The organism is Allobosea sp. GW823-FHT02B03 (assembly GCF_058797755.1).
Window position 1 is genome coordinate 953,429 of record NZ_JBXAJY010000002.1, and the last position, 26,201, is coordinate 979,629.

Annotated in this window: 19 protein-coding genes; 11 read left to right on the forward strand and 8 right to left on the reverse strand. The window is 68.0% G+C overall.

What is annotated here, in order from left to right; genetic code table 11:
* Positions 1-69: 69 nt before the first annotated feature.
* The 3 genes from phnD to phnE are packed head-to-tail and all read left to right on the forward strand — an operon-like array spanning position 70 to position 3,502.
* Entirely contained in the window at positions 70-1,071 is a 1,002-nt protein-coding gene (gene phnD / locus AC1REK_RS09600; RefSeq protein WP_390893220.1) for a phosphate/phosphite/phosphonate ABC transporter substrate-binding protein, read from the forward strand.
* 20 nt (positions 1,072-1,091) lie between these two features.
* A complete protein-coding gene (gene phnC / locus AC1REK_RS09605) occupies positions 1,092-1,880 on the forward strand; it encodes a phosphonate ABC transporter ATP-binding protein (RefSeq protein WP_066476257.1) in 789 nt (262 codons plus the stop codon).
* Entirely contained in the window at positions 1,877-3,502 is a 1,626-nt protein-coding gene (gene phnE, locus AC1REK_RS09610; protein WP_327523957.1) for a phosphonate ABC transporter, permease protein PhnE, read from the forward strand. The genes phnC and phnE overlap by 4 nt, the downstream gene beginning before the upstream one ends.
* 437 nt (positions 3,503-3,939) lie before the next feature.
* Here the strand turns inward: phnE and AC1REK_RS09615 are convergent, their stop codons facing one another.
* The 7 genes from AC1REK_RS09615 to AC1REK_RS09645 form a co-directional block, all read right to left on the reverse strand.
* Positions 3,940-5,226 carry a TRAP transporter large permease gene (locus AC1REK_RS09615; protein WP_316016923.1) on the reverse strand — a complete coding sequence of 429 codons (1,287 nt, stop codon included), beginning with the start codon at positions 5,224-5,226 and terminating at the stop codon, positions 3,940-3,942.
* Complete coding sequence (locus tag AC1REK_RS09620; protein WP_492268239.1) at positions 5,226-5,846, reverse strand: TRAP transporter small permease subunit; 621 nt, start codon at positions 5,844-5,846, stop codon at positions 5,226-5,228. Before AC1REK_RS09620 ends, AC1REK_RS09615 begins: the two co-directional genes overlap by 1 nt.
* 189 nt (positions 5,847-6,035) lie before the next feature.
* Positions 6,036-7,079 (reverse strand): TRAP transporter substrate-binding protein, encoded by a 1,044-nt coding sequence (locus tag AC1REK_RS09625; RefSeq protein WP_492268238.1) that lies wholly within the window; start codon positions 7,077-7,079, stop codon positions 6,036-6,038.
* Positions 7,080-7,226: 147 nt separating this feature from the next.
* Positions 7,227-9,293 (reverse strand): hydantoinase/oxoprolinase family protein, encoded by a 2,067-nt coding sequence (locus AC1REK_RS09630; RefSeq protein ID WP_492268237.1) that lies wholly within the window; start codon positions 9,291-9,293, stop codon positions 7,227-7,229.
* Between the two features lie 16 nt (positions 9,294-9,309).
* Positions 9,310-10,950 carry a hydantoinase B/oxoprolinase family protein gene (locus AC1REK_RS09635; protein WP_492268236.1) on the reverse strand — a complete coding sequence of 547 codons (1,641 nt, stop codon included), beginning with the start codon at positions 10,948-10,950 and terminating at the stop codon, positions 9,310-9,312.
* A gap of 148 nt (positions 10,951-11,098) precedes the next feature.
* A complete protein-coding gene (locus AC1REK_RS09640) occupies positions 11,099-12,013 on the reverse strand; it encodes a LysR family transcriptional regulator (RefSeq protein ID WP_492268235.1) in 915 nt (304 codons plus the stop codon).
* A 41-nt stretch (positions 12,014-12,054) separates the two neighbouring features.
* A complete protein-coding gene (locus AC1REK_RS09645) occupies positions 12,055-12,867 on the reverse strand; it encodes an IclR family transcriptional regulator (RefSeq protein WP_492268234.1) in 813 nt (270 codons plus the stop codon).
* 217 nt (positions 12,868-13,084) lie between these two features.
* On the opposite strand from AC1REK_RS09645, the gene AC1REK_RS09650 reads away from it, so the two are divergent.
* From AC1REK_RS09650 to pobA, 8 genes are all read left to right on the forward strand, one after another.
* Positions 13,085-14,641, forward strand: a complete 1,557-nt coding sequence (locus AC1REK_RS09650; protein WP_316016930.1) for an ABC transporter substrate-binding protein — start codon at positions 13,085-13,087, stop codon at positions 14,639-14,641.
* Between the two features lie 176 nt (positions 14,642-14,817).
* A complete protein-coding gene (locus AC1REK_RS09655) occupies positions 14,818-15,795 on the forward strand; it encodes an ABC transporter permease (protein ID WP_492268233.1) in 978 nt (325 codons plus the stop codon).
* Positions 15,792-16,628, forward strand: coding sequence for an ABC transporter permease (locus AC1REK_RS09660; RefSeq protein WP_066476234.1), 837 nt, complete (start codon positions 15,792-15,794; stop codon positions 16,626-16,628). The genes AC1REK_RS09655 and AC1REK_RS09660 overlap by 4 nt, the downstream gene beginning before the upstream one ends.
* Positions 16,628-18,235, forward strand: a complete 1,608-nt coding sequence (locus AC1REK_RS09665; protein ID WP_492268232.1) for an ABC transporter ATP-binding protein — start codon at positions 16,628-16,630, stop codon at positions 18,233-18,235. Before AC1REK_RS09660 ends, AC1REK_RS09665 begins: the two co-directional genes overlap by 1 nt.
* A gap of 130 nt (positions 18,236-18,365) precedes the next feature.
* Positions 18,366-19,655 carry an ArgE/DapE family deacylase gene (locus tag AC1REK_RS09670; RefSeq protein WP_492268231.1) on the forward strand — a complete coding sequence of 430 codons (1,290 nt, stop codon included), beginning with the start codon at positions 18,366-18,368 and terminating at the stop codon, positions 19,653-19,655.
* Between the two features lie 210 nt (positions 19,656-19,865).
* A complete protein-coding gene (locus AC1REK_RS09675) occupies positions 19,866-20,750 on the forward strand; it encodes a DMT family transporter (protein WP_492268230.1) in 885 nt (294 codons plus the stop codon).
* Positions 20,751-20,923: 173 nt separating this feature from the next.
* Entirely contained in the window at positions 20,924-22,516 is a 1,593-nt protein-coding gene (locus AC1REK_RS09680; protein ID WP_492268229.1) for a gamma-glutamyltransferase family protein, read from the forward strand.
* 138 nt (positions 22,517-22,654) lie between these two features.
* On the forward strand, positions 22,655-23,824 hold the full coding sequence (gene pobA / locus AC1REK_RS09685; protein WP_492268228.1) for a 4-hydroxybenzoate 3-monooxygenase: 1,170 nt from the start codon (positions 22,655-22,657) through the stop codon (positions 23,822-23,824).
* A 47-nt stretch (positions 23,825-23,871) separates the two neighbouring features.
* On the opposite strand, the gene AC1REK_RS09690 is transcribed toward pobA, so the two are convergent.
* Positions 23,872-26,160 (reverse strand): glycoside hydrolase family 31 protein, encoded by a 2,289-nt coding sequence (locus AC1REK_RS09690; RefSeq protein ID WP_492268227.1) that lies wholly within the window; start codon positions 26,158-26,160, stop codon positions 23,872-23,874.
* Positions 26,161-26,201: the final 41 nt, after the last annotated feature.

Sequence of the window (26,201 nt, forward strand, 5' to 3'; positions counted from 1 at the left end):
GGAGAAGACGCCTTGTTCGATCTGAAATTTGTCCGCCTCGCCGCGGCCGCCCCGCTCGCCTTCGCCTTCATGGCGTCGACCGCGATCCCTGCCCAGGCGCAGGACAGCTGCACCAACCGCGGCCAGCTCGACACCAATTACTGCGATGCGAACAACGATCTCGTCGCCGACGTCCCGACCGACGCCTCCAAGCTGAAGGACCCGTCGGCGCTGGTCTGGGCCTACACCCCGGTCGAGGACCCGGCCGTCTACGCCAACATCTTCAAGCCGCTGACCGACCATCTCGCGACCTGCACCGGCAAGCGCATCGTCTATTACCCGGTCCAGTCCAACTCGGCCGAGATCGAGGCCATGCGTTCGGGCCGCCTGCATTTCGCCGGCTTCTCGACCGGCCCGACCGGCTTCGCCGTCAACCTCGCCGGCGCGATCCCCTTCGCCGCCAAGGGCTCTGCCGAGGGCGTGCGCGGCTACAACCTCGTCGCCGTCGTCAAGAAAGACAGCCCCTACCAGAAGCTCGCCGACCTCAAGGGCAAGAAGGTCGCCCACACCTCGCCCTCGTCGAACTCGGGCAATCTCGCGCCGCGCGTGCTCTTCCCCGAGCATGGGCTGGAAGCCGAGAAGGACTACAAGCCGCTGATGTCCGGCGGGCACGACAAGTCGATTCTCGGCGTCGTCTCGGGCGACTACGACATGGGCGCCGTCGCCGGCGACGTCTATGAGCGCATGATCGTGCGCGGCACGATCAAGAAGGACGACACGCGCGAGATCTATCGCAGCGCTGTCTTCCCGACCTCGTCCTTTGCCTATGCCCACGATCTGAAGCCCGAGCTCGCCAAGAAGCTCACCGACTGCTTCTTCTCCTTCCGCTTCACGCCGGAAATGACCAAGGAGTTCAACGGCGACGACCGCTTCCTGCCGATCACCTACCAGAAGGACTGGGCGATCGTGCGCGACGTCGCCGAGAAGTCGGGCACGCCCTACAACAAGGCGGCCTACGACGCCGAGTCGAAGCGCGAGGCCGATGCCGCCGCCAAGAAGAAGGCGCAGCCCGCGCCGGCCAAGGCTCCCTGATCGGAAAGCAGCCGCATCTCATGAGCGCCCTGCCAAACGAAGCGTCCGGCACTTGCCGGACGCTGATCATCCGCAATCTCGTCAAGGAATACCGGGCCGGCCAGCCCGTCCTGCGTGATATCTCCCTGACCATCGACGAGCCCGGCACGGTCGCCATCATCGGCCCGTCCGGCACCGGCAAGTCGACGCTGATCCGCTGCATCAACCGGCTGGTCGACCCGACCTCCGGCTCGATCATGCTCGACGGCGTCGATCTGGCGAAGCTCCAGGGCGATGCGCTGCGCCAGGCGCGGCGCCGCCTCGGCATGGTCTTCCAGGAGTACAATCTCGTCGAGCGGCTCACCGTAATCGAGAACGTGCTCTGCGGCCGGCTCGGCTATGTCCCGGTCTGGCGCAGCTGGACCCGGCGCTTCCCGGAAGCCGACATCGCCCGTGCCTTCGCCCTGCTCGAATCCGTCGGTCTCGGCGATTTCGCGACCCGCCGGGCCGACCAGCTCTCCGGCGGACAGCGCCAGCGCGTCGGCATCGCCCGCGCCGTGATGCAGGAGCCGGACCTCGTCCTCGCCGACGAGCCGACTTCCTCGCTCGACCCCAAGACCTCGGTCGAGATCATGGAGCTGCTCGCCGAGGTCGGCCGCGACCGCGGCATCCCGGTCCTCGTCAACATCCACAATGTCGCGCTGGCCAAGCGCTACGCACGCCGCATCATCGGCATGTCGAAGGGCCTGATCGTCTATGACGGTCCGCCTGCCGGGCTGCAGGATTCCCATCTCGCCGAGATCTATGGCGGCGAAGGCTGGATGGAATGAGCGCCCTTCCCGCCACCGGCAGCCTGCGTAGCCGCGCCTTTCCGCCGAACTGGCCCCTGCGCATCGCCGCGGTGCTGTTCCTGGCCTATGTCGCCTACGCCGCCCAGATCCTCGACATCCGTTGGGAGCGCTTCGTCCAGGGCCTCGACAACGGCGCGCGCTTCCTCGGGCGGATGTTCCCGCCCAATACCGCCGCCGACAAGATGCAACTCCTGCTCGACGGCATGCTGGAATCGCTGCAGATCGCGATCATCGCGACCGGCGCGGGCGTACTGCTCGCCTTGCCGCTCGGCCTGTTCGCTGCCCGCAATTTGATGCCGCTGCCGGTCACCGTGGCGGCGCGCGGGCTGATTGCCCTCTGCCGGACCTTCCACCCGGTCATCGTCGCGATCCTGTTCGTCAAGGCCGTCGGCTTCGGCGCCCTCGCCGGCATCCTCGCCCTCATCGTCGCGACGCTCGGCTTCATCGCCAAGCTGATCGCCGAGGCGATCGAGGAAATGTCGATGAAGCCGATCGAGGCGCTGCGCGCCGCGGGCGCTCCGTTCCTCTCCGTGGTGATCATGGGCGTGGTGCCGCAGGTCTTGCCGCGTTTCATCGGCTTCGCCGCCTATCAGCTCGATTCCAATCTGAGGAACTCGGCGCTGGTCGGCCTCGTCGGCGGCGGCGGCATCGGCGCGACCCTGTTCACCGCCTTCCAGCGCTTCGACTACGACTTCGTGCTGACCATCATCATCGCGATCATCGCGGCCGTGATGGCGGGCGAGGTGCTCTCGGCCTTCATGCGCCGGATCTACCAGGACGAGGCGCCGACCGGCGAGGTCAAGCGCGGCCCCGCCGGCCCGATCTGGCACCGCTTCACCACGACGGAGCGGACGCTGCGGCTCGCCTTCTGGGGCATCGCAGCACTCGCGCTCGGCTGGTCCTTCCAGACCATCGAGATCATCCCCGAGTTCCTCTACGACGCGCCGCAGCAGACGGTGGATCTCTTCGCGAGGATGTGGCCGATCGACTGGAGCTACTATGCCAGCACGGTGCAGACCGCGCTGGTCGAGACGCTGCACACCGCGACGCTCGGCACGATCCTCGCGATCCTTTTGGCGACGCCGGTCGCTCTGATGTGCGCCCGCAACGTCTCGACCTCGATCTGGGTCAACACGCTCGGCCGCTTCATCCTGGTCGCGACCCGCTCGGTGCACACCCTGGTCTGGGCGCTGCTCTTCGTCGCGGTCTTCGGCCCCGGCGCGCTCGCCGGCGTCATGGCGGTCGCGGTCCACTCGATCGGCTTCACAGGAAAGTTCCTGGCCGAGGCGATCGAAGAGGCCAAGCCCGGCCCGATCGAGGCGCTGCGCGCCGCGGGCGCACCCCGCCGCGCCGTGCTGCTCAAGGGCTTCTGGCCCCAGGTGAAGCCGGCCTTCCTCGCCGTCAGCCTGTTCCGCTGGGACATCAATGTCCGCGAGAGCGCCGTGCTCGGCCTCGTCGGCGCCGGCGGCCTCGGCGTCGCGCTGCAGGCGGCGATGGATAATCTCTACTGGGACCAGGTCGGCCTCGTCCTCGTGGTGATCTTCGCCGTCGTCGTCGTGACCGAGCTCGTGACCTCGGTGATCCGGGCCCGCGTCATCTGACTGCGGTCGCAAGCCATCACGGCCGACAGAACCAAGGCCCGCGCGACGCAAGTTGCGCGGGCTTTTCCTTTGCACGTCGCGTCGCCGGCCGCCGCCGGGCGGCGCCCTCCGCGCGCTGCCGACCGCAGAGCCCCACGGCACTGGTGATGGTGCAGCACGCCACCGCCCAAGCGGGTGCCTTCCGCCGCGCGCGGCCGGTTGCGCTACACCTTGCTGACGTGCGGCGCTGAGGAGGCCGCAGCGGAGGCGGCGGCGCATGCCGCCCGCGGCCATGGGCCGGCGGACCATGCTCAGCGGCCTGTCAGCCCGGGCCTGCGCGAAGGCAGGCGCGGCCGGCGCTGGGCTCAACGCGCAGTCCGTTGGCATGAAAAATCCCCGCCCGGAAACCGGGCGGGGATGACGACGTCTCATCATGCAGGGCGGCGGGGCGCTGCCCGTCACTCGCCGAAATGCGTCGGCAGCCACATCGCGATGTCCGGGAAGGCGAGAAGCAGCCCGATCAGCGCGAACATGCTGACCACGAAGATCGCCGAGCCCGCGATGACGTCCTGGATGCTGCCGCGGCCGCGGATCGCCTGGACGACATAGAGATTGATGCCTACCGGCGGGGTGATCAGCGCCAGCTCGAGCAGGATCGTCAGGATCACGCCGAACCAGATCGGATCATAACCGAGGCCGATGACGATCGGCGCGACCAGCGGCGTGATCGTCACCAGCATCGACAGCGATTCCAGGAAGCAGCCGAGCACCACGAAGAAGGCGATGATCACCAGCATGGTCTGCAGCGGCGACAGGCCGAGCCCCGAGATGAAGCTGGTCAGCTGCTGCGACAGCCCGATCACCGAGAGCACGAAGTTGAGGAAATAGGAGGCGAGCACGATCAGCATGATCATCGCCGTCGCCTTCATCGCGCCGATGAAGCTCTCGTGCAGCAGCGCCAGCGAGAGCTTGCCATACCACCAGGCGAGCACGACCGCGAAGACGAGGCCGAGCGAGGCCGCCTCGGTCGGGGTCGCGAAGCCGGCATAGATCGAGCCGATGACGACGACGAAGAGCAGCAGGATCGGGACGAGATCGACGAGGCTGACGAAGCGCTGGCGCCAGGTCGCCTTGATCGGCTCGCCGCCGAAGCCGGGCTTGACCATGCAGATCACGACGATGATCAGCGAGAACAGCACCGCCAGCAGCAGGCCCGGAATGGCCGCGGCGAGATAGAGCTTCGGCACTGAGGTATTGGTGATCATCCCGTAGATGATCAGGTGGATGGAGGGCGGGATCAGGATGCCGAGCGTGCCGCCGGCAGCGAGGCTGCCGAGGAAGAGCCGCTCGTTGTAGCCGCGCCGGCGCACCTCGGGCAGCGCCACCGTGCCGATCGTCGCGGCCGTCGCGACGCTGGAGCCGGACGTCGCGGCGAACAGGGTCGAGGCGCCGATATTGGCATGCAGCAGGCCGCCGGGCAGGCGGTTGAGCCAGAGCGCGACGGCGCCGTACATGCGCTCGGCAATGCCGGCCCGCAGCAGGATCTCGCCGAGCAGGATGAACAGCGGCACGCTGGTGAGGGTGAATTCGGTCGAGACTTTCCAGAAGATCTCGGAAGCCGCGAGGAAGAGCGGCAGCGGCGAATAGATCGAACTGAGCAGCAGCGCGCAGATGATCAGCGTCGCGGCGATCGGCAGGCTCGCGCCGATCAGGACGGCCAGCAGAAGCGAGGCATTGGCGAGCATCAGGCCTTCTCCTCACGAGCGCCGAGCGCTTCCTGGGCCTCTTCCGAGGCCGACATGATGCCGAAGCGCGCCGCCAGCTGCGGATGCCGCCCGGCGGCAAGGGCAAGGCAGGCCTGAAGCGAGGAAACCAGCAGCGCCGCCAGGAAGACGACCATCCCGGCGAACCAGAGCGCCTGAGGGATCACCAGCGGCACTTGCAGCACGCTCGCCGAACGCGAGCCCATGCCCCAGGAGCCGGACACCACCAGCCAGCCGCTGAAGGCGAGGAAGGCGGCGGCAAAGCCCAGCGCCAGGATCGAGAGAACGTCGAGCAGGGAGCGCAGGCGCAGCGGCGCCTTCTGGTAGAGGAAGTCGATCCGGACATGGCTGCGGGCATAGAAGGCCTCGGCCAGCGACCAGGAAATCCCGATCGCGAAGATGTAGCCGGCGATCTCGTCGACGCCGCCGATATTGCGGCCGATCGTGTTGCGCGCCGCGACATCGACCGCGACCAGCATGCCGAGCAGCAGCAGCCCCCAACCGGCGACCAGCAACATTCCCCGCGCGAGGCGGCGCAGGGCATCGTCCAGCCGGCCCAGCGCGCCGCTCTCTCGCCCTTGCGGGCGCGTCACCGGATCCATCAATCTCTTCCCTCGTGCTGATTGCGCTCGCATCGGGTCAGCAGCACTGCGATGCGATTGGTGGGGCCGCGCCAGCCATCCGGCTGGCACCAGGGCGAAAGACCGGATCGCGGCCCGTCTGGCAATGCCCGCTTGCCAGCGCCCACAAGCGATCTCGCCCGGCGCATGACGCGCCGGGCGAGGAAACCATCAGGGAGCCGCGGTGACGCCAGCGACCTTGCCGACCGTGGCGTTCCACTGCTCGACGCAGGCCTTGTCGCAGCGCGCCGCCCACTTCTTCAGGACGACATCCTGGAGGATGCGCTTGCGCTCAGCTTCGTCGGCCGCCGAGGGCTCGGTCAGAGCCATCGCGGCCGGCGCACCGTATGCGCAGGCGGCGCGGCCGGTGTTGCAGTCGACGCCGGCCTTGTCGTCCGAGGCCGCCAGGGCCCAGAGTTCCTGCTCGAGCGTGCCGACGGCCTTGCGGGTCGCCTCCTGCCGATCCTTCGGCAGCGCGTCCCACTTCGCCTTGCTGGCGGCGATCAGGGTCAGGCCCCAGCCGAAGCGCATGGTGTAGAGGTTCTTGGTCACTTCCGGCCATTTGAACGAATAGCCGGTCAGCGTGCCCGTGATGCCGCAATCGACGACGCCGCGCTGCAGCGAGGGCACGACCTCGGCCAGCGGCACGCTGACGCCGACCGCGCCTGCGGCCGAAATGAAGTCGTTCATGCTGGCGCCGTAGAAGCGGACCTTGCGGCCCTTCAGATCGGCGAGGCTCTTCACCGGCTCGCGGCAGTAGAGCACCTGGCTCGGATTGGGATAGGCACCGAGCAGAACGAGATTGTGCTTCTTCAGCAGCGTCTCGGCGACGGCCGGACGGTAGGCGTCGAGCGCCTTCTGGCCGGTCGGAATGTCCTGGATCAGGGTCGAGAGCTCGAGACCTTCGATCACCGGGTCGTCCGCCACCGAGTAGCCGACGACGATATGGGCAATGTCGAAGACGCCGAGCTTGGCGAGGCGCAGCAACTCGACGCCGGACAGTCCGAGCTCCGAATAGGAAGTCACCTGTGCCGTGACCTGGCCGCCAGTGAGCTCGCCGAACTTCTTCGACCAGAAGGGCTGCTCGACCTTGCCATAGGCGTTGAGGTTCGACCAGGGCGCCACGACCTTGAGGCTGGTCTGCGCGGCGGCCTGGCCGCTTACGGCCACGGCCGCAGTGATTAAGGCTCCCCCGAGCCAGTTCAGGACGGACATGACACGACCCCTCTTCTTGGTTGAAGTCTTCCGAGTTCTTGGCGGAATACCCTGAAATTTCGACAGTTTGCCCGTCAAATACCCAGTTCGTATGCGATTATTAGCCTGTGCATATGATGCCGCCGAAAGCGGCGAACTGGCCGGGTTTCAAGCACCCGGCCGCGGCTTCAGCGCGATATCGAGCCAGCCGAGCCCGTTGACGCTCAATCTGTCCCCATCATTCAGCACCACGGTTGTCGTCTCCGCCTCGACGATCGCCGGGCCCTCGACCTCGTTGCCGGGGCCCAGGGTCTCGAAACGGAAGACCGGGACCTCGCGCCATTCGCCGAAGAAGGCACGCCGCATCCTTGCCGGGTCCGGTGCCCCGCCGGCCGCGGCGACGCGCGGCTCGTCACGCGGCGGCTCGACCAGGCCGACCACTGCGACGCGGGCATTGACCAGCACCACTTCCTGGCCGGGCGAGCAATAGGTGTAGAGCTCCTCATGGCGGCGGTGGAAACGCTCGACCAGCTCGGTCATCGCGCCTTCGTCGTCGAGGTCGAGCCCTTCCAGCGGCACGTCGACCTCGAAGATCTGCTCGCCATAGCGCATCTCGGCCGAGCGCTCGATCCGCAGCGGTCCCTTGAACCAGGCCGTCAGATGCTCCGACGCCTCGCGCTCGAGCGCCTCGAACGCGGCCCGCAGCGTCTTGCCGTCGAGCTGCGCCATGTCGCCGAGATGGCTGCGCGTCACCTCGTAACGCAGGTCGCTGGCGAGCATGCCCCAAGCCGAGAGCACCGAGGCGACGGTCGGCACCACGACCCGGCGCATCTCCATCTCGCGCGCCACCTCGACGGCGTGCAGGCCCGCCGCCCCGCCGAAGCTGAGCAGGGTGTAGCCGCGCGGATCGACGCCGCGGCGCAGCGTCATCAGCCGGATGCCGTCGGCCATCTTCAGGTTGATCAGCCGGTAGATGCCGGCGGCGCAGTGCATCCGGTCGATGCCGAGGCGGGCTGCGAGTCGGTCGACCGCAGCTTCAGCCGCGGCAGTGTCGAGCTTGCGACGCCCGCCCATGAAGGTCTCGGCGCCGAGATAGCCCAGCAGCACGTTCGCATCGGTGACGGTCGGCTCCTCCCCGCCATTGCCATAGCAGGCCGGGCCCGGGACCGAGCCGGCGCTACGTGGGCCGACATGGAAGGTGCCGCCGGCATCGGCATAGGCGATCGAGCCGCCGCCGGCGCCGATGCTGGCGATGTCGAGGCTGCGCAGCGCGATCCGCTGGCCGGCGAGACCGCGCTCGGCTGAAAGCGCGATCTCGCCATCCTCGATCAGCGAGATGTCGGTGCTGGTGCCGCCCATGTCGAAGGGCACGAGATTGCGGGTCTCGATCAGTTCGGCGACGCGGCGCGAGCCGGCAATGCCACCGGCCGGGCCGGAAAGCACCGTCGCCGCGGCGAGCCGCGCGGCCTCCTGCAGCGGCGCCATGCCGCCATGCGAGAGGATGATGAAGAGCGAGCCGGCAAAGCCCGCCTGCTCCAGCCGCGTCTCGAGGCTCTGCAGATATTTGCGCACGGCCGGACCGACATAGGCGTTCACCACGGTCGTCGAGACGCGCTCGTATTCCTTGATCTGCGGCAGCACCTCGCTCGACAGCGAGATGAAGGCCTCCGGCAGGGCTTCCGCCAAGGCCAGCGCCGTCTCGCGCTCATGCGCAGCGTTGCGGTAGGAATGCAGGTAGCAGACAGCGACCGAAGTCACGCCCTCCTGCTTGAGGCGCGCAATTTCCACATCGAGCGAATCCTTGTCGAGCGGCACGGAGACGCTGCCGTCGAAGGCGACGCGCTCCTTGACGCCGCGCCGCAGCTGACGCGGCACCAGCGGATCGGGCGGCGGCAGCAGGAGGTTGTAGCGCTCGGGCTTCAGCCCCTCGCGCATTTCCAGCACGTCGCGATGGCCCTGCGTCGTCAGCAGGCCGACCTTGGCGCCCTTGCCTTCGAGCAGCGCGTTTGTCGCGACCGTGGTGCCGTGGACGATACGCTCGATCGCCGCCAGGAAGCCCGGCAGCTCGAGCCCGACCCGTGTCGCCAGATCAGCGAGGCCGTTGAGCACGCCGATCGACTGGTCCTGCGGCGTCGAGGGCGACTTGGTGAAGGTGGTGACGCCGGCCTCGTCGATCGCGACGAGATCGGTGAAGGTTCCGCCGACATCGATGCCGACGCGGAAAAGCTTGGTCATGACGCGTGGGCTCCGCTCAGGCGCTCGTGAATTCGGTGTCAATGTCGCGCTGGCGCGCTTCGGCGGAGCGCCGTTCCGGCGCCCCCCAGCCACCGCCGCCGGAGGAGCGGATCTCGAGCCGGTCGCCCGCCGCGATGCCGATGCCGAACTCCTTGGTCTTCAAGGCACGGCTGCTGTCCCCGGAGACGATCCGGTAGTCATGCGGCGCGCCATCCTGCCCTCCGAGCATGCCGGCCGAGCCGTGCTTGGCGCCCTCGCCCGCAGTATGGGCATAGGCCGGAACCTCGACCACGAGGTCCATGCTCGTGCCGAGCCCGCCGCGATGCTCGCCATCGCCGCCCGAGCCGGGACGGAACTCATGGCTCTCGAAGCGCAGCGGGAAGCGCGCCTCGGCGACCTCGATGCTGCCGAACTTGATACCGCCGACCGAATGCCATTCGCCGGCCGCCGACCAGCCATCGCCGCGCGGCGAGCCGCCGCCACCCGGCCTTGCGTGGAACATGTGCCAGATGAAGCGCTTGCCGGTGCGCGGATTGTCTCCGGTGATCGAGATCCGGAAGCGCCGTCCCCAGCCGCCCATCGCCCGGTCGGGGCAGGCCTGGCTCAGCGCGCGGATCACCGCCTCGACGATCTCGTTGGCGGGATGGGTGGTGCACAGCGTCACCGGCACGTTGTTATCGGCGCAGACGATCGTGCCCGGCTTCAGCTTCACCGAGAGTGGCCGGAAGCAGCCATCGTTCTTCGGGATCTCGGCATCGACGAGATAGGCGAAGGCCATCGCCACCGCCGCCTGTGTGTTGGCATGGGGCGAGTTGGCAAAACTCTTCGACTGCGGATCGCTGCCGGTCAGGTCGATCTCGAGATCGCTGCCGCGCTTGGTGACCTTGGCCACCACCTTGATGTCGGTGCGGCCGCGCCCGTCATCGTCGAGCAGCGCCTCGCCGTGATAGACCCCGTCCTTCCAGCTCTCGACGATGGCGCGGGACTGGCGCTCGGCGCCGTCGAGGATCGCCTCGATCGCATTAGAGACGGTCTCGGTGCCGACATCGGCGAACAGCCGTCCGATCCGCTTCTCGCCGAGATGGGCCGCCCCGATCATCGCCGCGAGATCGCCGCGGAAATCGCGGGGAAAACGCACGTTCAGCGCCAGCATGTCGAGGATGTCCTCCCGCATGCGGCCCGCCTCCGCGAGGCGGATCGGCGGGATGCGCAGGCCTTCCTGCCAGATCTCCGTCGCCTGCGGGTTGTAGGCGCCGTGGGTCGCGCCGCCGATATCGCCCATATGGGCCCGCACCACGCTCCAGAGCAGGCGCTTGCCGTCGCCATAGACCGGCACGAAGGCGGTGACGTCAGGCAGATGGCTGCCGCCGCAATAGGGGTCGTTGAGCAGGTAGACATCGCCCGGCTGCACCGCGTCGCCGAACTTCTCCTCGACCGCGCGTACCGCCCAGGTCAGGGCGCCGACATGGATCGGGATATGGTCGGCCTGCGCGATCAGCCGGCTCTGGGGATCGCAGATGCCGATCGAGAAATCGCGGCTGGCGTTGAGGATCTGCGAGTAGGAGGTGCGAAGCATCGCCTCGCCCATTTCCTCGACGATCGAAATCAGCCGGTGCTGGACGACGGATCGGGTGATCGGATCTACGGAATTGCTCACGCCTCGGCCTCTCATCGCTGAAGGCGCTGGGATCGATATGATTATCGAGGCAACACCGACTGGATGAGGCTAGTTGGCGGCTCGGACCACGGTCCAATATCGAGTTTCTATCCTATTATAGTGCTGCGCATATCGCGCTGGCCGGCCGCTATACCGGCGTCGGGTCGAGATCGACTGCCTGGGTGATGCGCGCTTCGTCGATCACCGCAAGCAATTCCTCGATCAGCACCGAGTGCCGGTCGCGCGGCCAGGCGGCGTAGAGTTCGATCAGCGGCGTATCGTCGAGGATCGGGCGCAGCACGACGCGCTCCGGGGTAAGATGCCTGGCAGAGCGCGGCACCAGCGCGACCCCGACCCGCGCCGCGACCAGAGCGAGGATCGTCACCATCTGGTGCGCCTCCTGGACGCGCCCGGGAAAGAAGCCGGCGCTCTGGCACAGATGCATGATCAGGTCGCGGAAGCCCGGCGCCTCGTCGCGGTCGAAGATCACCAGCGCCGCCCCGTTGAGATCGGCGAGGCGGACCGCAGGCGAGGCAGCCAGCGGGTGGCTGTCGGGCAGCGCCACCAGGAAGGGCTCCTGATGGACGAGGCGGATGCCGAGGCTGTCGTCGAGGATCGGCGGGCGGACGAAGCCGAGATGGACCTCGCCCTTCTCCAGCGCCAAGAGCTGGGCCGGAGAGGACATCTCGCGCAGCGACAGCGTCACATCCGGCCAGCGTTCGTAGAAGGCTTCCAGGATCGGCGGCAGGAACTCCGCCGCCGCCGAGCCGGTGACGCCGATGACGAGGCTGCCTTCCTGGCCGCGGCCGACGCGCTTGGTCATCGCCTGGGCGCGCGACATCTGCTGCAGGATCTGGCGGGCCTCGCGCAGCAGCGTCTTGCCGGCTGGGGTGAGCTCGATCGGGCGCACGCTGCGATCGAACAGCGTGACCTGGAGCTCCTCCTCCATCGCCTTGATCTGCTGCGACAGCGGTGGCTGCGCCATGTGCAGGATCTCGGCCGCGCGGCCGAAATGGCGCTGCTCGGCCAGCACGACGAAATAGCGCAGATGCCTCAGTTCCATGGCTGGCTGATACAGCCCGGAGCCGGAACCGCCAAGCCCGTTCAGGCCGGCAGGAGCTTGCTGCCGATACGCCTGGCCGCATCGAACAGAGTTTCGAGATGCACCGGATGGCCGTCGGGCGCGACGATCGAGGTCAGCGACGAGATGCTGAGCGCGCCTGCCAGCGCGCCCGAGCGGTCGAAGATCGGCACGCCCACCCCGGTCAGGCCGATGAAGAAATCATCGGCCGCCAGCTCCCAGCCCTGCGTGCGGATCCGTTCGGCCTCGCGCCGGAGCAGTTCGGGATCGGTCTGGCTCGCCGGCGCGCGCCTGGGCATTTCGATCGACAGCGCGAGCCTGCGCTGCTCGTCATCGAGATAGGCGAGCAGCACGCGCGGGCCGCCGCCGCAATTCAAAGGCGCCTGCGCCCCGACGGCGAACCAGGTCGCATCGACATGCGGCAGCGAGGCACGCACGCGGTCGACACAGAGCCCGCGCCCCGCAACATGGACCCAGAGGAACGAGGTCGCGCCGGTCTTCTCGGCGATCTCGGTCAGATAGGGGCCGGCAATGTCGCGCAATTCACGCCCGGTCGTGACGGCGCTGCCGAGCTCTGCGAGACCGACCGCGAGCGCATAGGTCTGCGTGCGCTCGTCATGCTCGACCAGCTCGTTGAGCTGCAGCGTCTGCAGCAGCCGCCTCGTCGTGCCCTTGTCGAGCCCCACCTGCCGCGCAAGCTCGCTGAGGCCCAGCCGCGACTGGTCGGGACGAAAGGCGCGCAGCAGCGCGATCGCACGGTCGACCGCCCGGACGATCGGGACACCTGGCGGCAGGCGGGCAGCCCGGCCCTCCTTCACCCTGTCGGCTGTGCTCACGACCGGTCCACCATCACAGCCTCATCGTGTCGCCTGACAACACGGCATGTCAATCATTGACACGAATTTTGACTCTCGCTTTCAATGGCATGGAGCTTGCCAATCGGCGCATGATCGGGTGCGATCCCGTCAGGCTGAGAGAACAGGTCGAAACAAGGTCGCCTCGGCAGGGCTTCAGTCGCAGCCGAGAGCAGGCCACGGGGAACGGAGAACGACGATGACGGTATCGAGATTGGGACTCGCCCTCGCCGTGTCGGTGCTGGCGCTCGGCGCCGCGACCGCGCAGGAACCGAAGAAGGGCGGCACCGTCCATGTCGTGGTCCAGCCCGAGCCGCCAATGCTGATGCAGGGGCTGAACCAGAACGGCCCGACCAACATGGTCGCCGGCAACATCTACGAATCGCTGCTGCGCTACAATGAGAAGCTCGAGCCGCAGCCCTCGCTCGCCAAGAGCTGGGAGATCTCGCCCGACGCCAAGGTCTACACCTTCAAGCTGCAGGAGGGCGTGACCTGGCATGACGGCAAGCCCTTCACCGCCGACGATGTCGTCTTCACGCTCGACAAGTTCCTGCGCGAGGTCCATCCGCGCTGGCGCCCGATCGTCAACGCCCAGGTCGACAAGATCGAGAAGGTCGACGACCTCACCGTCAGGATCACGCTGAAGCAGCCCTTCGGGCCGCTGATCATGACGCAGGAAGTCGCTTCGGCGCCGATGATCCCGAAGCACATCTATGACGGCACCGACTACCGCGCCAACCCGGCCAACAACACGCCGATCGGCACCGGCCCGTTCAAGTTCAAGGAGTGGAAGAAGGGCTCCTATATCCACCTCGTCAAGAACGAGAACTACTGGCTGAAGGGCAAGCCGAACATCGACGAGATCTACTGGCAGATCATCCCCGACGCGGCGGCCCGCGCCGTCGCCTACGAGACCGGCAAGGTCGACGTGCTGACCGGCGGCTCGGTCGATGTCTACGACGTCGCCCGCCTCTCCAAGCTGCCCAATACCTGCATGACCACGAAGGGCTGGGAGATGTTCGCCCCCCATGCCTGGCTGACGCCGAACGTCCGCAACGGCATCCTCGGCAACAAGCAGTTCCGCCAGGGCCTGATGCACGCGATCGACCGCGAATTCGGCCGCGAGGTGGTCTGGGGCGGCCTCGGCAAGCTGCCGACAGGGCCGATCTCGTCGAAGACCCGCTTCTATTCCGCCGACGTGCCGAAATATGACTTCGACCCGAAGAAGGCGAAGGAGCTGATCAAGGCCTCCGGCTACAAGGGCGAGACGATCAAGCTGCTCAACCTGCCCTATGGCGAGACCTGGAGCCGCTGGTCCGAGGCGATCAAGCAGAACCTCGAGGATGTCGGCGTCAAGGTCCAGATCGAGAACACCGACGTCCCCGGCTGGACCCAGAAGGCCAGCAACTGGGACTTCGATCTCAACTTCAACTTCCTCTACCAGCTCGGCGACCCCGCAATGGGCGTGGCCCGCAGCTACATCTCGTCCAATATCGCCAAGGGCAACCCGTTCGCCAATGTCGGCGGCTACTCCAATCCGGAGGTCGACAAGCTCTTTGCCGAGGCCGCGATCGCGCCGACCGACGCGCAGCGCCAGGAGCTGTACACCAAGGTGCAGAAGCTGCTCGCCGACGAACTGCCGGTTCTCTGGCTGCTCGAGATGGATTTCCCGACCATCTATCGCTGCAACGTCAAGAACCTCGTCACCACGGGCGTCGGCGTCAACGACGGCTTCCGGGATGCCTGGAAGGAGTGATGGCTTCGACCGTCGCACCGTACCGTCATGCTCGGCCTTGTGCCGAGCATCCACGTCTTGAACTCCGCCCTGGACCAATGAAGACGTGGATGGTCGGGACAAGCCCGACCATGACGGGTGAGGCCCCGGCGGCCTGCGATCGATCGGCAGATCGCCAGTCTCTTCGGATCGTCTGAATGAACCTGCCCCAGTTCCTCGCCGGCCGCCTCGCGAAGGGGATCATTGTCCTCTTCGCCATCGCGGTGCTCAATTTCTTCCTGATCCGGGCCGCGCCGGGCGACCCGGCGCAGGTGCTGGCGGGTGAGGCCGGCGCCGCCGACGAGGTGCTGCTGCAGCAGCTGCGCGAACGCTTCGGCCTCGACCAGCCGCTGCTCCAGCAGCTCTGGATCTATCTCAAGGGCTATGCCTCGCTCGATCTCGGCTTCAGCTATCGCCAGCAGCGCCCAGTCCTCGACCTGATCCTCGAGCGCCTGCCCGCGACGCTGCTCCTGACCGGCGCCGCCTTCATCGTCTCGCTGGCACTGGGCACCCTGATGGGCGCCCTCGCCGCCCGCCGAGCCGGGCGCTGGCAGGACAGCCTGATCACGACGCTGGCGCTCGTCTTCTACGCGACGCCGCTGTTCTGGGTCGCGCTTCTGAGCCAGATCGCCTTCGCGCTGAAGCTCGGCCTCGTCCCCAATGTCGGCTACGAGACCATCGGCGCGAACTATACCGGCCTTGCCCGCGCGCTCGACATCGGCCGCCACCTTATCCTGCCGGCTCTGACGCTCGGCCTGTTCTTCACCGCGCTCTACGCCCGCATGATGCGCGCCTCGATGCTGGAAGTGGCGGGCGCCGACTTCGTCAAGACCGCGCGCGCCAAGGGGCTTTCGCCAGCGGTCGTCTCGCGCCGCCATGTCGCGCGCAACGCGATCCTGCCGGTGGTGACGCTGGCCGGCCTCCAAGCGGGACAGCTTGTCGGCGGCGCCGTTCTGACCGAGACCGTCTTCGCCTGGCCGGGCATCGGCCGGCTGATGTTCGATGCGCTGGTGCAGCGTGATTATTCGGTGCTGCTCGGCGTCTTCTTCATCTCCTCGGCCATGGTCGTCGGCTTCAATATCCTGACCGACCTCGTCTACCGCCTGGTCGACCCGCGCATCGAGGCGACCTCATGAGCTTCCTCAAGCGCTTCGCCCGCAATCGCGGCGCCCTGATCGGCGTCCTGATCCTGCTCGTCGTGATCGCGTTCGCGCTGCTCGCGACCTGGCTTTACCCGCAATCGCCCTGGCGCACCGTCGGCCGCCCCTTCCTTGCGCCGTTCGTCATGGAGCGATTCCCGCTCGGCACCGACACGCTCGGGCGCAACCTCGCCTCAGGCCTCGTCCACGGCGCCCGCGTCTCGCTGATGATCGGCGTGGTCTCGACGCTCGTCGCGCTGCTGATCGGCGTCCCGCTCGGCGCCGTCGCCGGCTATGCCGGCGGCTTCGTCGACGATGCGCTGATGCGCTTCACCGAGTTCTTCCAGACCATCCCCTCCTTCGCGCTCGCCATCGTGCTGGTCGCGATCCTGCAGCCGCAGCTCGGCTCGATCGTGCTCGCCATCGGCGTCGTCTCCTGGCCGCCGGTGGCTAGGCTGGTGCGCGGCGAGGTGCTTTCGCTGCGGACGCGGGAATATGTCCAGGCCGCCGTCACCATCGGCCAGTCGACGCCGCGCATCATCTTCAGCCAGGTCCTGCCCAACACGCTGGCGCCGATCATCGTCATGGGCTCGCTGATGATCGGCTCCGCGATCCTGCTCGAATCCTCGCTCTCCTTCCTTGGGCTTGGCGACCCCAATCTGATGAGCTGGGGCTACATGGTCGGCGCGGGGCGGACCCGGCTGCTCGACGCCTGGTGGATCAGCTTCTTCCCGGGCCTGGCGATCTTCCTCACCGTGCTCGCGCTCAACCTCGCCGGCGAAGGGCTGAACGATGCCCTCAACCCGCGTCTTGCCCGGGAGAGGGAATGATGGTGGCTCCGGCTCTCGCCGTTGAAGGGCTGCGGCTCGCCCTCCCCGCCCTCGCCGACCGCCCCTATGCGGTCGAGGACGTCACGCTTTCGATCGCACCGGGCGAGACTCTCTGCGTCGTCGGAGAATCCGGCTCCGGCAAGTCGATGCTCGCCCATGCCGTGATGGGGCTTCTGCCGAAGGCGGTGAAGCCGGCCGGCGGCGCGATCCGGCTCGCCGGGCGCGACCTGCTCTCGCTCGACGAGGCGGCGATGGAAGGCGTGCGCGGCCGCGAGGTCGGCATGATCTTCCAGGAGCCGATGACCTCGCTCAACCCGGTGATGCGGGTTGCCGACCAGATCGTCGAGACCTTCGAGGCGCATCGCCTCCTCGCCAAACCCGAGCGTTACGCCAGAGCCGTCGCACTGCTGACCGAGGTCGGCCTGCCCGAGCCCGAGCGGCTGGCGCGCGCCTACCCGCACGAGTTGTCCGGCGGCCAGCGCCAGCGCGTGATGATCGCGATGGCGCTGGCGCTCGAACCCAAGCTGCTGATCGCCGACGAGCCGACCACGGCGCTCGACGTGACGACCCAGGCCCAGATCCTCAAGCTGATCGACAATCTCCGCCACAAGCACGGCACGGCGGTGCTGTTCATCACCCACGACATGGGCGTGGTCGCCGAGATCGCCGACCGCATCGCCGTGCTCGAAAAGGGCGTGCTGGTCGAGGAAGGCACGGTCGACGAGGTGCTCGGCGCAGCCCGCCATCCCTATACCCGGAAGCTGCTCGCGGCCGTGCCCTCGCTGACGCCGCCGGAACGGCCGGCGCTGCCCGACACGAAGCCGGTGCTGACCGTCGAGAAGCTTGGCAAGGTCTATCGCAAGCGCTCCCTCTTCCGTCCCGGACGAGAGGTGAAAGCGGCCGACGATGTCAGCTTCACCCTCGCCCGCGGCGAGACGCTCGGGCTCGTCGGCGAATCCGGCTCGGGCAAGTCGACGGTCGGGCGCTGCTGCCTGCGCCTGATCGAGCCCGATGGCGGCAGGATCACGCTCGGCGATCTCGTGCTCAGCGATCTCGGCGCCGCCGCTCTGCGCCAGCACCGCAAGCGCATCCAGATGGTCTTCCAGGACCCGTTCGCCTCGCTCAATCCGCGCCAGACGGTCGGCCGCATCATTTCGGACGGGCCTGTCGCGCATGGCACGCCGCGCTCCCAGGCGCTGGTGCGGGCGAAGGAGCTGCTCGAGCTGGTCGGTCTGTCGGCCAATGCGATCGACCGCTATCCGCACGAGTTCTCCGGCGGCCAGCGCCAGCGCATCGGCATTGCCCGGGCGCTCGCACTGGAACCCGACGTGCTGGTCGCCGACGAGGCGGTGTCGGCGCTCGACGTCTCCGTTCAGGCGCAGATCCTGACCCTGATCAAGGACATCCAGCAGCGGCTCGGCCTCGCCATCCTGTTCGTCACCCATGACCTGCGCGTCGCCGCGCAGATCTGCGACAAGATCGCGGTGATGCAGAGCGGCAAGATCGTCGAGAGCGGCCCGACGGCCGCGCTCTTCGCCGCGCCCCAGCACGACTATACCCGCCAGCTCCTCGCCGCCGTCCCCGGCGGTAAATGGTTCGGGCGGTGATCAAACTCGTCATGGTCGGGCTTGTCCCGACCATCCACGTCTTCGCTGCTCACAGGCGGTGTTCAAGACGTGGATGCTCGCCACAAGGGCGAGCATGACGGCATAGCCCTACGATCTGCCGGAGATGCCCATGCCGCTCGACCCCGCCCTTCGTGACCGCATCCTCACCTCCGTCGAGGCGGGCTTTGCCGAGCAGGTCGCCTTCACCCAGGAGATGATCCGCTTCGGCTCGGTGCGCGGCGAAGAGCACACCGTGCAGGACTTCGTCTTCCGGGCGCTCAAGGGACGCGGTTTCACCATGGACCGCTTCGCCATGGACCGTGAGGCGATCGCGGCCCATCCCGGCGGCGCGCCCTTCTCGGATACGCACTCCGAAGCCCCGATCGTCGTCGGCATCCACCATCCGCGCGAGGAGAAGGGCCGCTCGCTGATCCTGCAATCCCATGTCGACGTGGTTCCGGCCGGCCCGGCCGATTCCTGGACGCATCCGCCCTTCGAGCCGGCGATCGACGGCGACTGGCTCTATGGCCGCGGCGGCGCCGACATGAAGGCCGGCGGCACCGCCAATCTCTTCTGCCTCGACGCGCTTCGGCGTATCGGCCTGCAGCCGGCGGCGACCGTCTATGTGCAGTCGGTGGTCGAGGAGGAATCGACCGGCAACGGCGCGCTGATGGCCCATCTGCGTGGCTACAAGGCCGATGCGGTGCTGATCCCGGAGCCGGAAGAGGAGATGCTGGTCCGCGCCAACACCGGCGTGCTCTGGTTCCAGGTCGAGGTCCGCGGCGTGCCGATGCATGTCCGCGAGATGGCGGCCGGCGCCAATGCGATCGACGCCGCCTACCGCGTCATCGGCGCGCTGCGCGGGCTCGAGGAGGAACTCAACCGCGAAAAGGCCGGCCGCGAGCATTTCGAGGAGATCGCCCACCCGATCAACCTCAACATCGGCAAGATCGAGGGCGGCGACTGGGCTTCCTCAGTGCCGTGCTGGTGCCGGATCGATTGCCGCATCGGGCTTTACCCGGGCGTCGGCGCCGAGGAACTGGCGCGTCGGATCGAGGCGGCTGTCCTCGCCTATGCGCGCGGCGACAAGTTCCTCGCCAACAACCCGCCGAAACTGACCTTCAACGGCTTCTATTCCGAAGGCTATGTGCTGGAGCCCGGCAGCGAGGCCGAGGCCGTGCTCGGCCGCGCCCACCAGGCCTCGACCGGCAAGCCGCTCAAGAGCTTCATGACCCCCGGCTATCTCGATACCCGCGTCTACGCGCTCTACGACAAGATCCCGGCGCTCTGCTATGGGCCGATCTCGGAGAACATCCACGCCTTCGACGAGCGCGTCAGCCTCGCCTCGCTGAAGCGCATCACCGGCACCATGGCGCTGTTCGTCGCCGAATGGTGCGGGGTCGAGCCAGTGGCCGGCTAATACGTCGATGTCGTCCCGGGCGACCGGAGGGAGACCCGGGCCCCATGCCTGAACCACTTTCGGAAAGGCTCCGGCATGGATCCCGGCTCTACGCTTCGCTTCGGCCGGGATGACGCCGCAGTTGGTGACGACGAGCGCGCATCGTTCGTGCATCGAGCCTCCATCGAAATGACATGACGCCCGCGGCTCGCCATCCCGCATAGTCCCGCCATGCCGCCCGCGCCCTCCCGCTCGCTCCTGCTCGTCCCGCTGCTCGGCCTGCTCTGGGGCTTCAACTGGCCGGCGGTGCGAATATCGCTCACTGAGATCGCACCCTGGACGCTGCGCGCCGCCGGCATGACCTTCGCCGGGCTGGTGCTGGTCGCCGTGGCGCTCGCCCGCGGCATCCCGCTCGCCGTGCCAAGGGAGCAATGGCCGCGGCTGATCATCGCCGGCTTCCTCTCGATCGCCGCCTTCAACATTCTGCTCGCCTTCGCCCAGTTGATGGCGCCGACCTCGCGCGCCGCGATCCTGACCTTCACCATGCCGATCTGGGCGACGCTCCTCGCCTTGCCGATCCTCGGCGAGCGCTTCGATCGACGCCGCCTTCTCGGCCTCGGCCTCGGCATCTCCGGCCTCGTCTGCCTCGGCCTGCCCTTGATCCGCAGCGGCCAGCTCTCGCCCGGGCTCGCACTCGCCTTGCTCGCCGCGCTGAGCTGGGCGCTCGGCACCATCGTCACCAAGCGCTGGCCGGTGGCGGCGCCGGCGCTCACCATCGCCGCCTGGCAATTGCTGGTCGGCGGCGCCGCAGCCGGCCTCGGCATGCTCGTATTCGAGGGCTTGCCCGTGCCCAAGCTCCTCTCGCCGAAGGTCGTGGCGGCGCTGAGCTTCCACATCCTCGGCGCGCAGGCGCTCGCCTACTTCCTCTGGTTCGTCGTGGTTGCGCGCCTGCCGGCCGGTATCGCCAGCCTCGGCACGCTGATGGTGCCGGCGGTCGGCGTGCTCGGCTCGGTGCTGCTGCTCGGCGAGCGCCCGACGCCGACGGACTGGCTCGGCCTCGCGCTCGTCGTCGCCGCTTCGGGCGCGATCATGATCCCGGCTTCGCGCAAGGCATAGCCGGCCAGCCCCGGACACAGCCGCGAAGGCTTGCTGACGGCGCGGCTTCACGGCAGGTTCGGAGCCCTTGTCATTTCCGGTCGCACCCGGATTTCACCAATCACCCGGTCGGCCTCGCCGCCTCTCCGTCTTGCCGCGCGTACGTGCGCAAAAACTCCGCTGAAGGCTTTGCCATGAAGTTCCCGATCGATGCGCCCTACCCGTCCCGGCGCTCCCCCGTCCTCGCCCGCAACCTCGTCGCGACCTCGCATCCCCTCGCGACCGAGGCCGGGCTTGCGATGCTGCGCAAGGGCGGCAATGCGCTCGATGCGGCGCTCGCCGCGGCGATCACGCTGCCTGTGGTCGAGCCGACCGGCAACGGTCTCGGCTCCGATGCCTTCTGCATCCTCTGGGACGGCAAGGAGCTGCATGGGCTGAACGCCTCGGGCCGCTCGCCCGCCGCCTGGACACCGCAGCGCTTCGCCGGCCAGGCGGGCCTGCCGCAGCGGGGCTGGGAGAGCGTCACCGTGCCGGGCGCCGTCTCGGCCTGGGCCGAGCTGTCGCAGCGCTTCGGCAAGCTGCCCTTCGAGACGCTGTTCGAGCCGGCGATCGAATACGCGTCGAAGGGCTTCCACGTCAGCCCGATCATCGGCGAGCTCTGGCAGCGCGGCGCCAAGCTCCTGCACGCCCAGCCCGGCTTCGCCGAGCATTTCATGCCGGGTGGCAGGGCCCCGCTCGCCGGCGAGATCTTCCGCACGCCCGACATGGCCCGCAGCCTGCGCCTGATCGCCGAAAGCCGCGGCGAGGCCTTCTATCGCGGCGAGCTCGCCGGCAAGATCGCCGCCTTCGCGCGCGAGCACGGCGCCGCCCTCACCGAGGACGATCTCGCTGCGCATCGCAACGACTGGTGCGGCACGATCAGCCAGCGCTTCGGCACGGCCGCGCTGCACGAGATTCCGCCCAACGGCCAGGGCATCGCCGCGCTGATGGCGCTCGGCATGCTCAGGGAGACCAATATCGCAGATTTCGCACCCGACAGCGCCGAGGCGCTGCATCTCCAGATCGAGGCGATGAAGCTCGCCTTCCTCGACGTCGACACCTATGTCGCCGACGAAGGCAGCATGCAGGAGATCACGACAGCGCATCTGCTCGACCCGGCCTATCTAGCCTCGCGCGCCAAGCTCATCGACCGCAGCCGCGCGACCGAGTTCCCCGTCGGCGCGCCGAAGCAGGGCGGCACGGTCTGCCTCGCCACCGGCGACGCCGACGGCATGATGGTCTCCTACATCCAGTCCAACTATGCCGGCTTCGGCTCCGGCGTTGTCGTGCCCGGCACCGGCATCAGCCTGCAGAACCGCGGCTTCGGCTTCACCACGCAGGCCGGGCATCCCAACGAGGTCGGCCCGCGCAAGCGGCCCTTCCACACCATCATCCCCGGCTTCGTCATGGGCCCTTCCGAGCCGATCATGGCCTTCGGCTTGATGGGCGGACCGATGCAGGCGCAAGGGCATCTGCAGATGATGCTGCGCACCCAGCTCTGGGGGCAGGACCCACAGACCGCGGCCGATGCGCCGCGCTGGCGTGTGATCGAGGGCCTCGATGTCGCCATCGAGAGCGCGATGAACCCTGCCGTGGTGCAGAAGCTCGGAGCGCTCGGCCACCGCATTGCGCTCGAATCCCCCGATTCGAGCTTCGGCTTCGGTGGCGCGCAGCTCGTCCATCGCATAGAGGGCGGCTATGTCGGCGGCTCCGACTTCCGCAAGGATGGCCACGCCGCCGGCTTCTGAGCCCTTTCCGCGCCGGTAACTACGACGAAAGGCCGGCGGGCGGCACTCTGGACGCAGCTTCGGAACTCCGCGCAGGATGCGCGCGGGGAACGCGTACCCGGCCAGCTCCGAGCCGGGACGGCCGAGGACGTATCCAGAATGCGCACGCAAGTCGCGATCATCGGCGCCGGGCCGGCCGGTTTGCTGCTCGGCCAGTTGTTGCATGCGGCCGGGATCGACAACGTCATTCTCGAGCAGCGCAGCGGCGACTATGTGCTGTCGCGCATTCGGGCCGGCGTCCTCGAAAGCGGCACGGTCCGGCTGCTCGATGCGGTCGGCGCCGGCGCCCGCCTGCATGCCGAAGGCCTGCCGCATGACGGCTTCGACCTGCTCTTCGACGGCGCGCGTCACCGGATCGACCTCGCCGGGCTGAGCGGCAAGCATGTGACCGTCTACGGCCAGACCGAGGTCACCCGCGACCTCATGGAACTACGTGCCGGCCAGGGTGCACTCACCGTCTACGAGGCGGAGAAGGTCGCCCTGCACGATTTCGACGGCGACGCGCCCTATGTCACCTATCTCGACCGCGGCGAGCAAAAGCGCCTCGACTGCGATTTCATCGCCGGCTGCGACGGCTATCACGGCGTCTCGCGCGCCAGCGTGCCGAGCCGCGCCCTCAAGACCTTCGAACGGGTCTACCCCTTCGGCTGGCTCGGCCTGCTCGCCGATGTCCCGCCGGTTTCGCACGAATTGATCTATGCCGGCGAGGAGCGCGGCTTCGCGCTCTGCTCCATGCGCTCCAACAGCCGCAGCCGCTATTACCTGCAATGCGCCCTGAACGAGCGCGTCGACGACTGGTCGGATGAGCGCTTCTGGGCGGAACTGCGCCGCCGGCTCGACCCTGTAACCGCCGAGGCGCTGGTCACCGGCCCCTCGCTCGAGAAGTCGCTGGCGCCCTTGCGCTCCTTCGTCGCCGAGCCGATGCGTTTCGGCCGCCTGTTCCTTGCCGGGGATGCCGCCCATATCGTGCCGCCGACCGGCGCCAAGGGCCTGAACCTCGCCGCCAGCGACGTCCACTATTTGTCGGAGGCCCTGCGCGAGCACTATGCCGAGCGCTCATCCGCCGGTATCGACGCCTACTCGGCCCGCGCCCTCGCCCGCGTCTGGAAGGCCGAGCGCTTTTCCTGGTGGCTGACCGGGCTGATGCACCATTTCCCCGACCATGACGGCTTCGGCGGCCGCATCCAGCAGGCGGAGCGCGCCTACCTCATCTCCTCGCCGGCCGCCATGACGGCCCTGGCCGAGAACTATGTCGGCCTGCCGTTCTGAGGGGCAGGTTCCTTAGGAGGAACCTGCCCTGCGCAGAATCGGGGGGTTCAGGACAGGCCGCCATCGCCGATCTGCCGAACGGCGATCCTGGTGAGGCCCGGCTGGGCCTGCCCCTCGTGCTGGATCAGCAATTCGCCCGCGCGCACCTTGAAGCGCACCAGCGCCGCGCCCTCGCCGCGCCAGTCGGTCGTCTCGCCGTCATCCTCGTAGAGCTCACCCGAGGCGCCCTCGACCACGCCGCAGACCAGGACCTCGCGCTCAGTGCTGATACCCTTGGCATCGCCGAGCGGGATCAGCGCGCCAGCCCGCACGAACAGCGGCAAACGGCCGAGCGGCGCCGGAACCGTGACGGTGACGCCGCCAGGATAATGCTTGCCGTCGTGCCAGTCATACCAGCCGCCCTCATGCTGGGGCAGGTAGACGGCGCGCTCGCGCGCGCCCTCCTCCAGCACCGGCGCGACCAGCACGTCCGGGCCGAGCATGAAGACGTCGTCGACCGCGACCGCCGTGGCGTCCTGCGGGAAGTCGTAGAGCAGCGGGCGCACGGCCGGGATGCCGTCGCGGCTCGCCCGCCACATCTGCGTGTAGAGATAGGGCATCAGCCGGTAGCGCAGCGAGATCGCCTCGCGCACCTGCGGCACCATCTCCGGATACATCCAGGGCAGGTTGACGACGCCGTCATCGTTCCAGGAGTTCATCACCATGCGCGGCCAGAGCGCGCAGAACTCGTTGAAGCGGACGAACAGCTCGGGACCGGGCGTCGGCCCATGGAAGCCGCCGACATCGTGGCCAATCGAGAACATGCCCGACAGGCTCATATTGAGCCCCTGGGTCAGGTTGTAGCGCAGCGTCTTCCAGGCTGTCTCGTTGTCGCCCGACCAGGTCTGGGCATAGCGCGAGATGCCGGCGCAGCCGCCGCGCGTGATCGAATACTGCCGCTTGCCCGGCTCGCGCGCGGCCTGCGCCTCATAGGACAGCTTGGTCATCAAGAGCGGCTGGGCCGGGCGCGCCAGCGCCTGCCGGAAGGGACGCCCGTCACCGTCGCAGACCGCGTCCTCGTCCCAGATCTCGTATTCGTTGTTGTCGTTCCAGACCGTGGTGAAGCCATGGTCGAGCAGCGCGCTCTCGATGCCGGCGCGCCACCAGGCCCGGCCCTTCGGATTGGTGAAGTCGATATGGAAGCCGAGCCCGTCCCAGAACTGCGCCACGGCCGGCTCGCCGGTATTGGCATCCTTGACCAGGAAGCCCTGCTCCAGCGCCTCGTTCAGGCGGGGATGGTCGTCGAGCAGACAGGGCTTCAGATTGGCGACGGTCTGCATGCCGGCATCGTTCAGCCGCTTCATCGTCGCCAGAGGCTCCGGGAACTTGTCGCGGTTCCAGTTGAAAGCGTAGCGGCGCTGGCCGATCTGGGTATAGCCCGAACCGAAATGGAAGCTGTCGCAGGGGATGGCGTGCTTGCGGCACTTGGCGACGAAGTCGCTGATCCTTGCGTCGGCATCGGGCGCGTCGGCGATCGCCATCGAGGTCACGCCGAAGCCGAACGACCAGCGCGGCGCGAAAGCCTGCCCGCCGGTCAGCCAGGAGAAGCGGCGGACCACATCCGGCACGGTCGGGCCGGCCATGACGTAATAGTCGAGATCGCCGTCATCGCCTGTCCAGGAGCGGAACAGGCCATGATAGTTGTCGAGTGTGCAGCCGAGATCGACGCTGCCGGTCGAGAGATTGTCGTAGAACACGCCATGGGCGCCCGCCTTCCCGTCGACGATGAAGAAGGGCAGCATCTTGTAGAGCGGGTCGGAGAGCTCGGCGTCGAAGCCGCAGGGGTCGACCGCGTCGATGGCAAAGCGCCGCCCGGTCCGGTCGAGCGGGCCGGCCTTGTCGCCGAGCCCGTAATGCCGCTCGGCATAGTCGCGCGCCATGAAATGCGAGACCGCGCCGGTGCGCGGCGAGATCAGATAGGCCTGCGTCGTGCGGTCCTGCAGGAAGGGCTCAGCCTCGCCCTCGCGCCGCCAGGCGATGCCAAAGGGAGAAAGCGTGACCTCGGCAGAGAGACCGCCGGCCGAGAGCGTGACCTTGCCCTGTCCCTCGCTGACGCTCGCCTGCGGGCAGGTGAAACCGGAGAGATCGTCGCGCGGACGCCCTTCATAGGCCGGCTCGAGCCCGCCGGGCGCGATCGACCAGCCGCGGTCGAGCCGGTAGCCGTCCTGCGGCTTCAGCGTGACCCGGCCGATATCGCCTTCGAGGATGCGGACGGCGATCGTCGCGCCGAGGCCGACATCGAACAAGGCGGCTTCACCGTCGCGGCCGAGATAGCGGCCTTGCGTCAGGGCTTTCATGAGGTGGTCTCCGAACGTCTCAATCTCAACCGCGCTGTCGT

Excerpts from the sequence above, each read along its gene's own strand:
- phnD (WP_390893220.1), top strand. The coding sequence starts at position 70 with ATGGCGTCGACCGCGATCCCTGCCCAGGCGCAGGACAGCTGCACCAAC.
- phnC (WP_066476257.1), top strand. The coding sequence starts at position 1,092 with ATGAGCGCCCTGCCAAACGAAGCGTCCGGCACTTGCCGGACGCTGATC.
- phnE (WP_327523957.1), top strand. The coding sequence starts at position 1,877 with ATGAGCGCCCTTCCCGCCACCGGCAGCCTGCGTAGCCGCGCCTTTCCG.
- AC1REK_RS09615 (WP_316016923.1), bottom strand. The coding sequence starts at position 5,226 with ATGCTCGCCAATGCCTCGCTTCTGCTGGCCGTCCTGATCGGCGCGAGC.
- AC1REK_RS09620 (WP_492268239.1), bottom strand. The coding sequence starts at position 5,846 with ATGGATCCGGTGACGCGCCCGCAAGGGCGAGAGAGCGGCGCGCTGGGC.
- AC1REK_RS09625 (WP_492268238.1), bottom strand. The coding sequence starts at position 7,079 with ATGTCCGTCCTGAACTGGCTCGGGGGAGCCTTAATCACTGCGGCCGTG.
- AC1REK_RS09630 (WP_492268237.1), bottom strand. The coding sequence starts at position 9,293 with ATGACCAAGCTTTTCCGCGTCGGCATCGATGTCGGCGGAACCTTCACC.
- AC1REK_RS09640 (WP_492268235.1), bottom strand. The coding sequence starts at position 12,013 with ATGGAACTGAGGCATCTGCGCTATTTCGTCGTGCTGGCCGAGCAGCGC.
- AC1REK_RS09650 (WP_316016930.1), top strand. The coding sequence starts at position 13,085 with ATGACGGTATCGAGATTGGGACTCGCCCTCGCCGTGTCGGTGCTGGCG.
- AC1REK_RS09655 (WP_492268233.1), top strand. The coding sequence starts at position 14,818 with ATGAACCTGCCCCAGTTCCTCGCCGGCCGCCTCGCGAAGGGGATCATT.
- AC1REK_RS09660 (WP_066476234.1), top strand. The coding sequence starts at position 15,792 with ATGAGCTTCCTCAAGCGCTTCGCCCGCAATCGCGGCGCCCTGATCGGC.
- AC1REK_RS09665 (WP_492268232.1), top strand. The coding sequence starts at position 16,628 with ATGGTGGCTCCGGCTCTCGCCGTTGAAGGGCTGCGGCTCGCCCTCCCC.
- AC1REK_RS09670 (WP_492268231.1), top strand. The coding sequence starts at position 18,366 with ATGCCGCTCGACCCCGCCCTTCGTGACCGCATCCTCACCTCCGTCGAG.
- AC1REK_RS09675 (WP_492268230.1), top strand. The coding sequence starts at position 19,866 with ATGCCGCCCGCGCCCTCCCGCTCGCTCCTGCTCGTCCCGCTGCTCGGC.
- AC1REK_RS09680 (WP_492268229.1), top strand. The coding sequence starts at position 20,924 with ATGAAGTTCCCGATCGATGCGCCCTACCCGTCCCGGCGCTCCCCCGTC.
- pobA (WP_492268228.1), top strand. The coding sequence starts at position 22,655 with ATGCGCACGCAAGTCGCGATCATCGGCGCCGGGCCGGCCGGTTTGCTG.
- AC1REK_RS09690 (WP_492268227.1), bottom strand. The coding sequence starts at position 26,160 with ATGAAAGCCCTGACGCAAGGCCGCTATCTCGGCCGCGACGGTGAAGCC.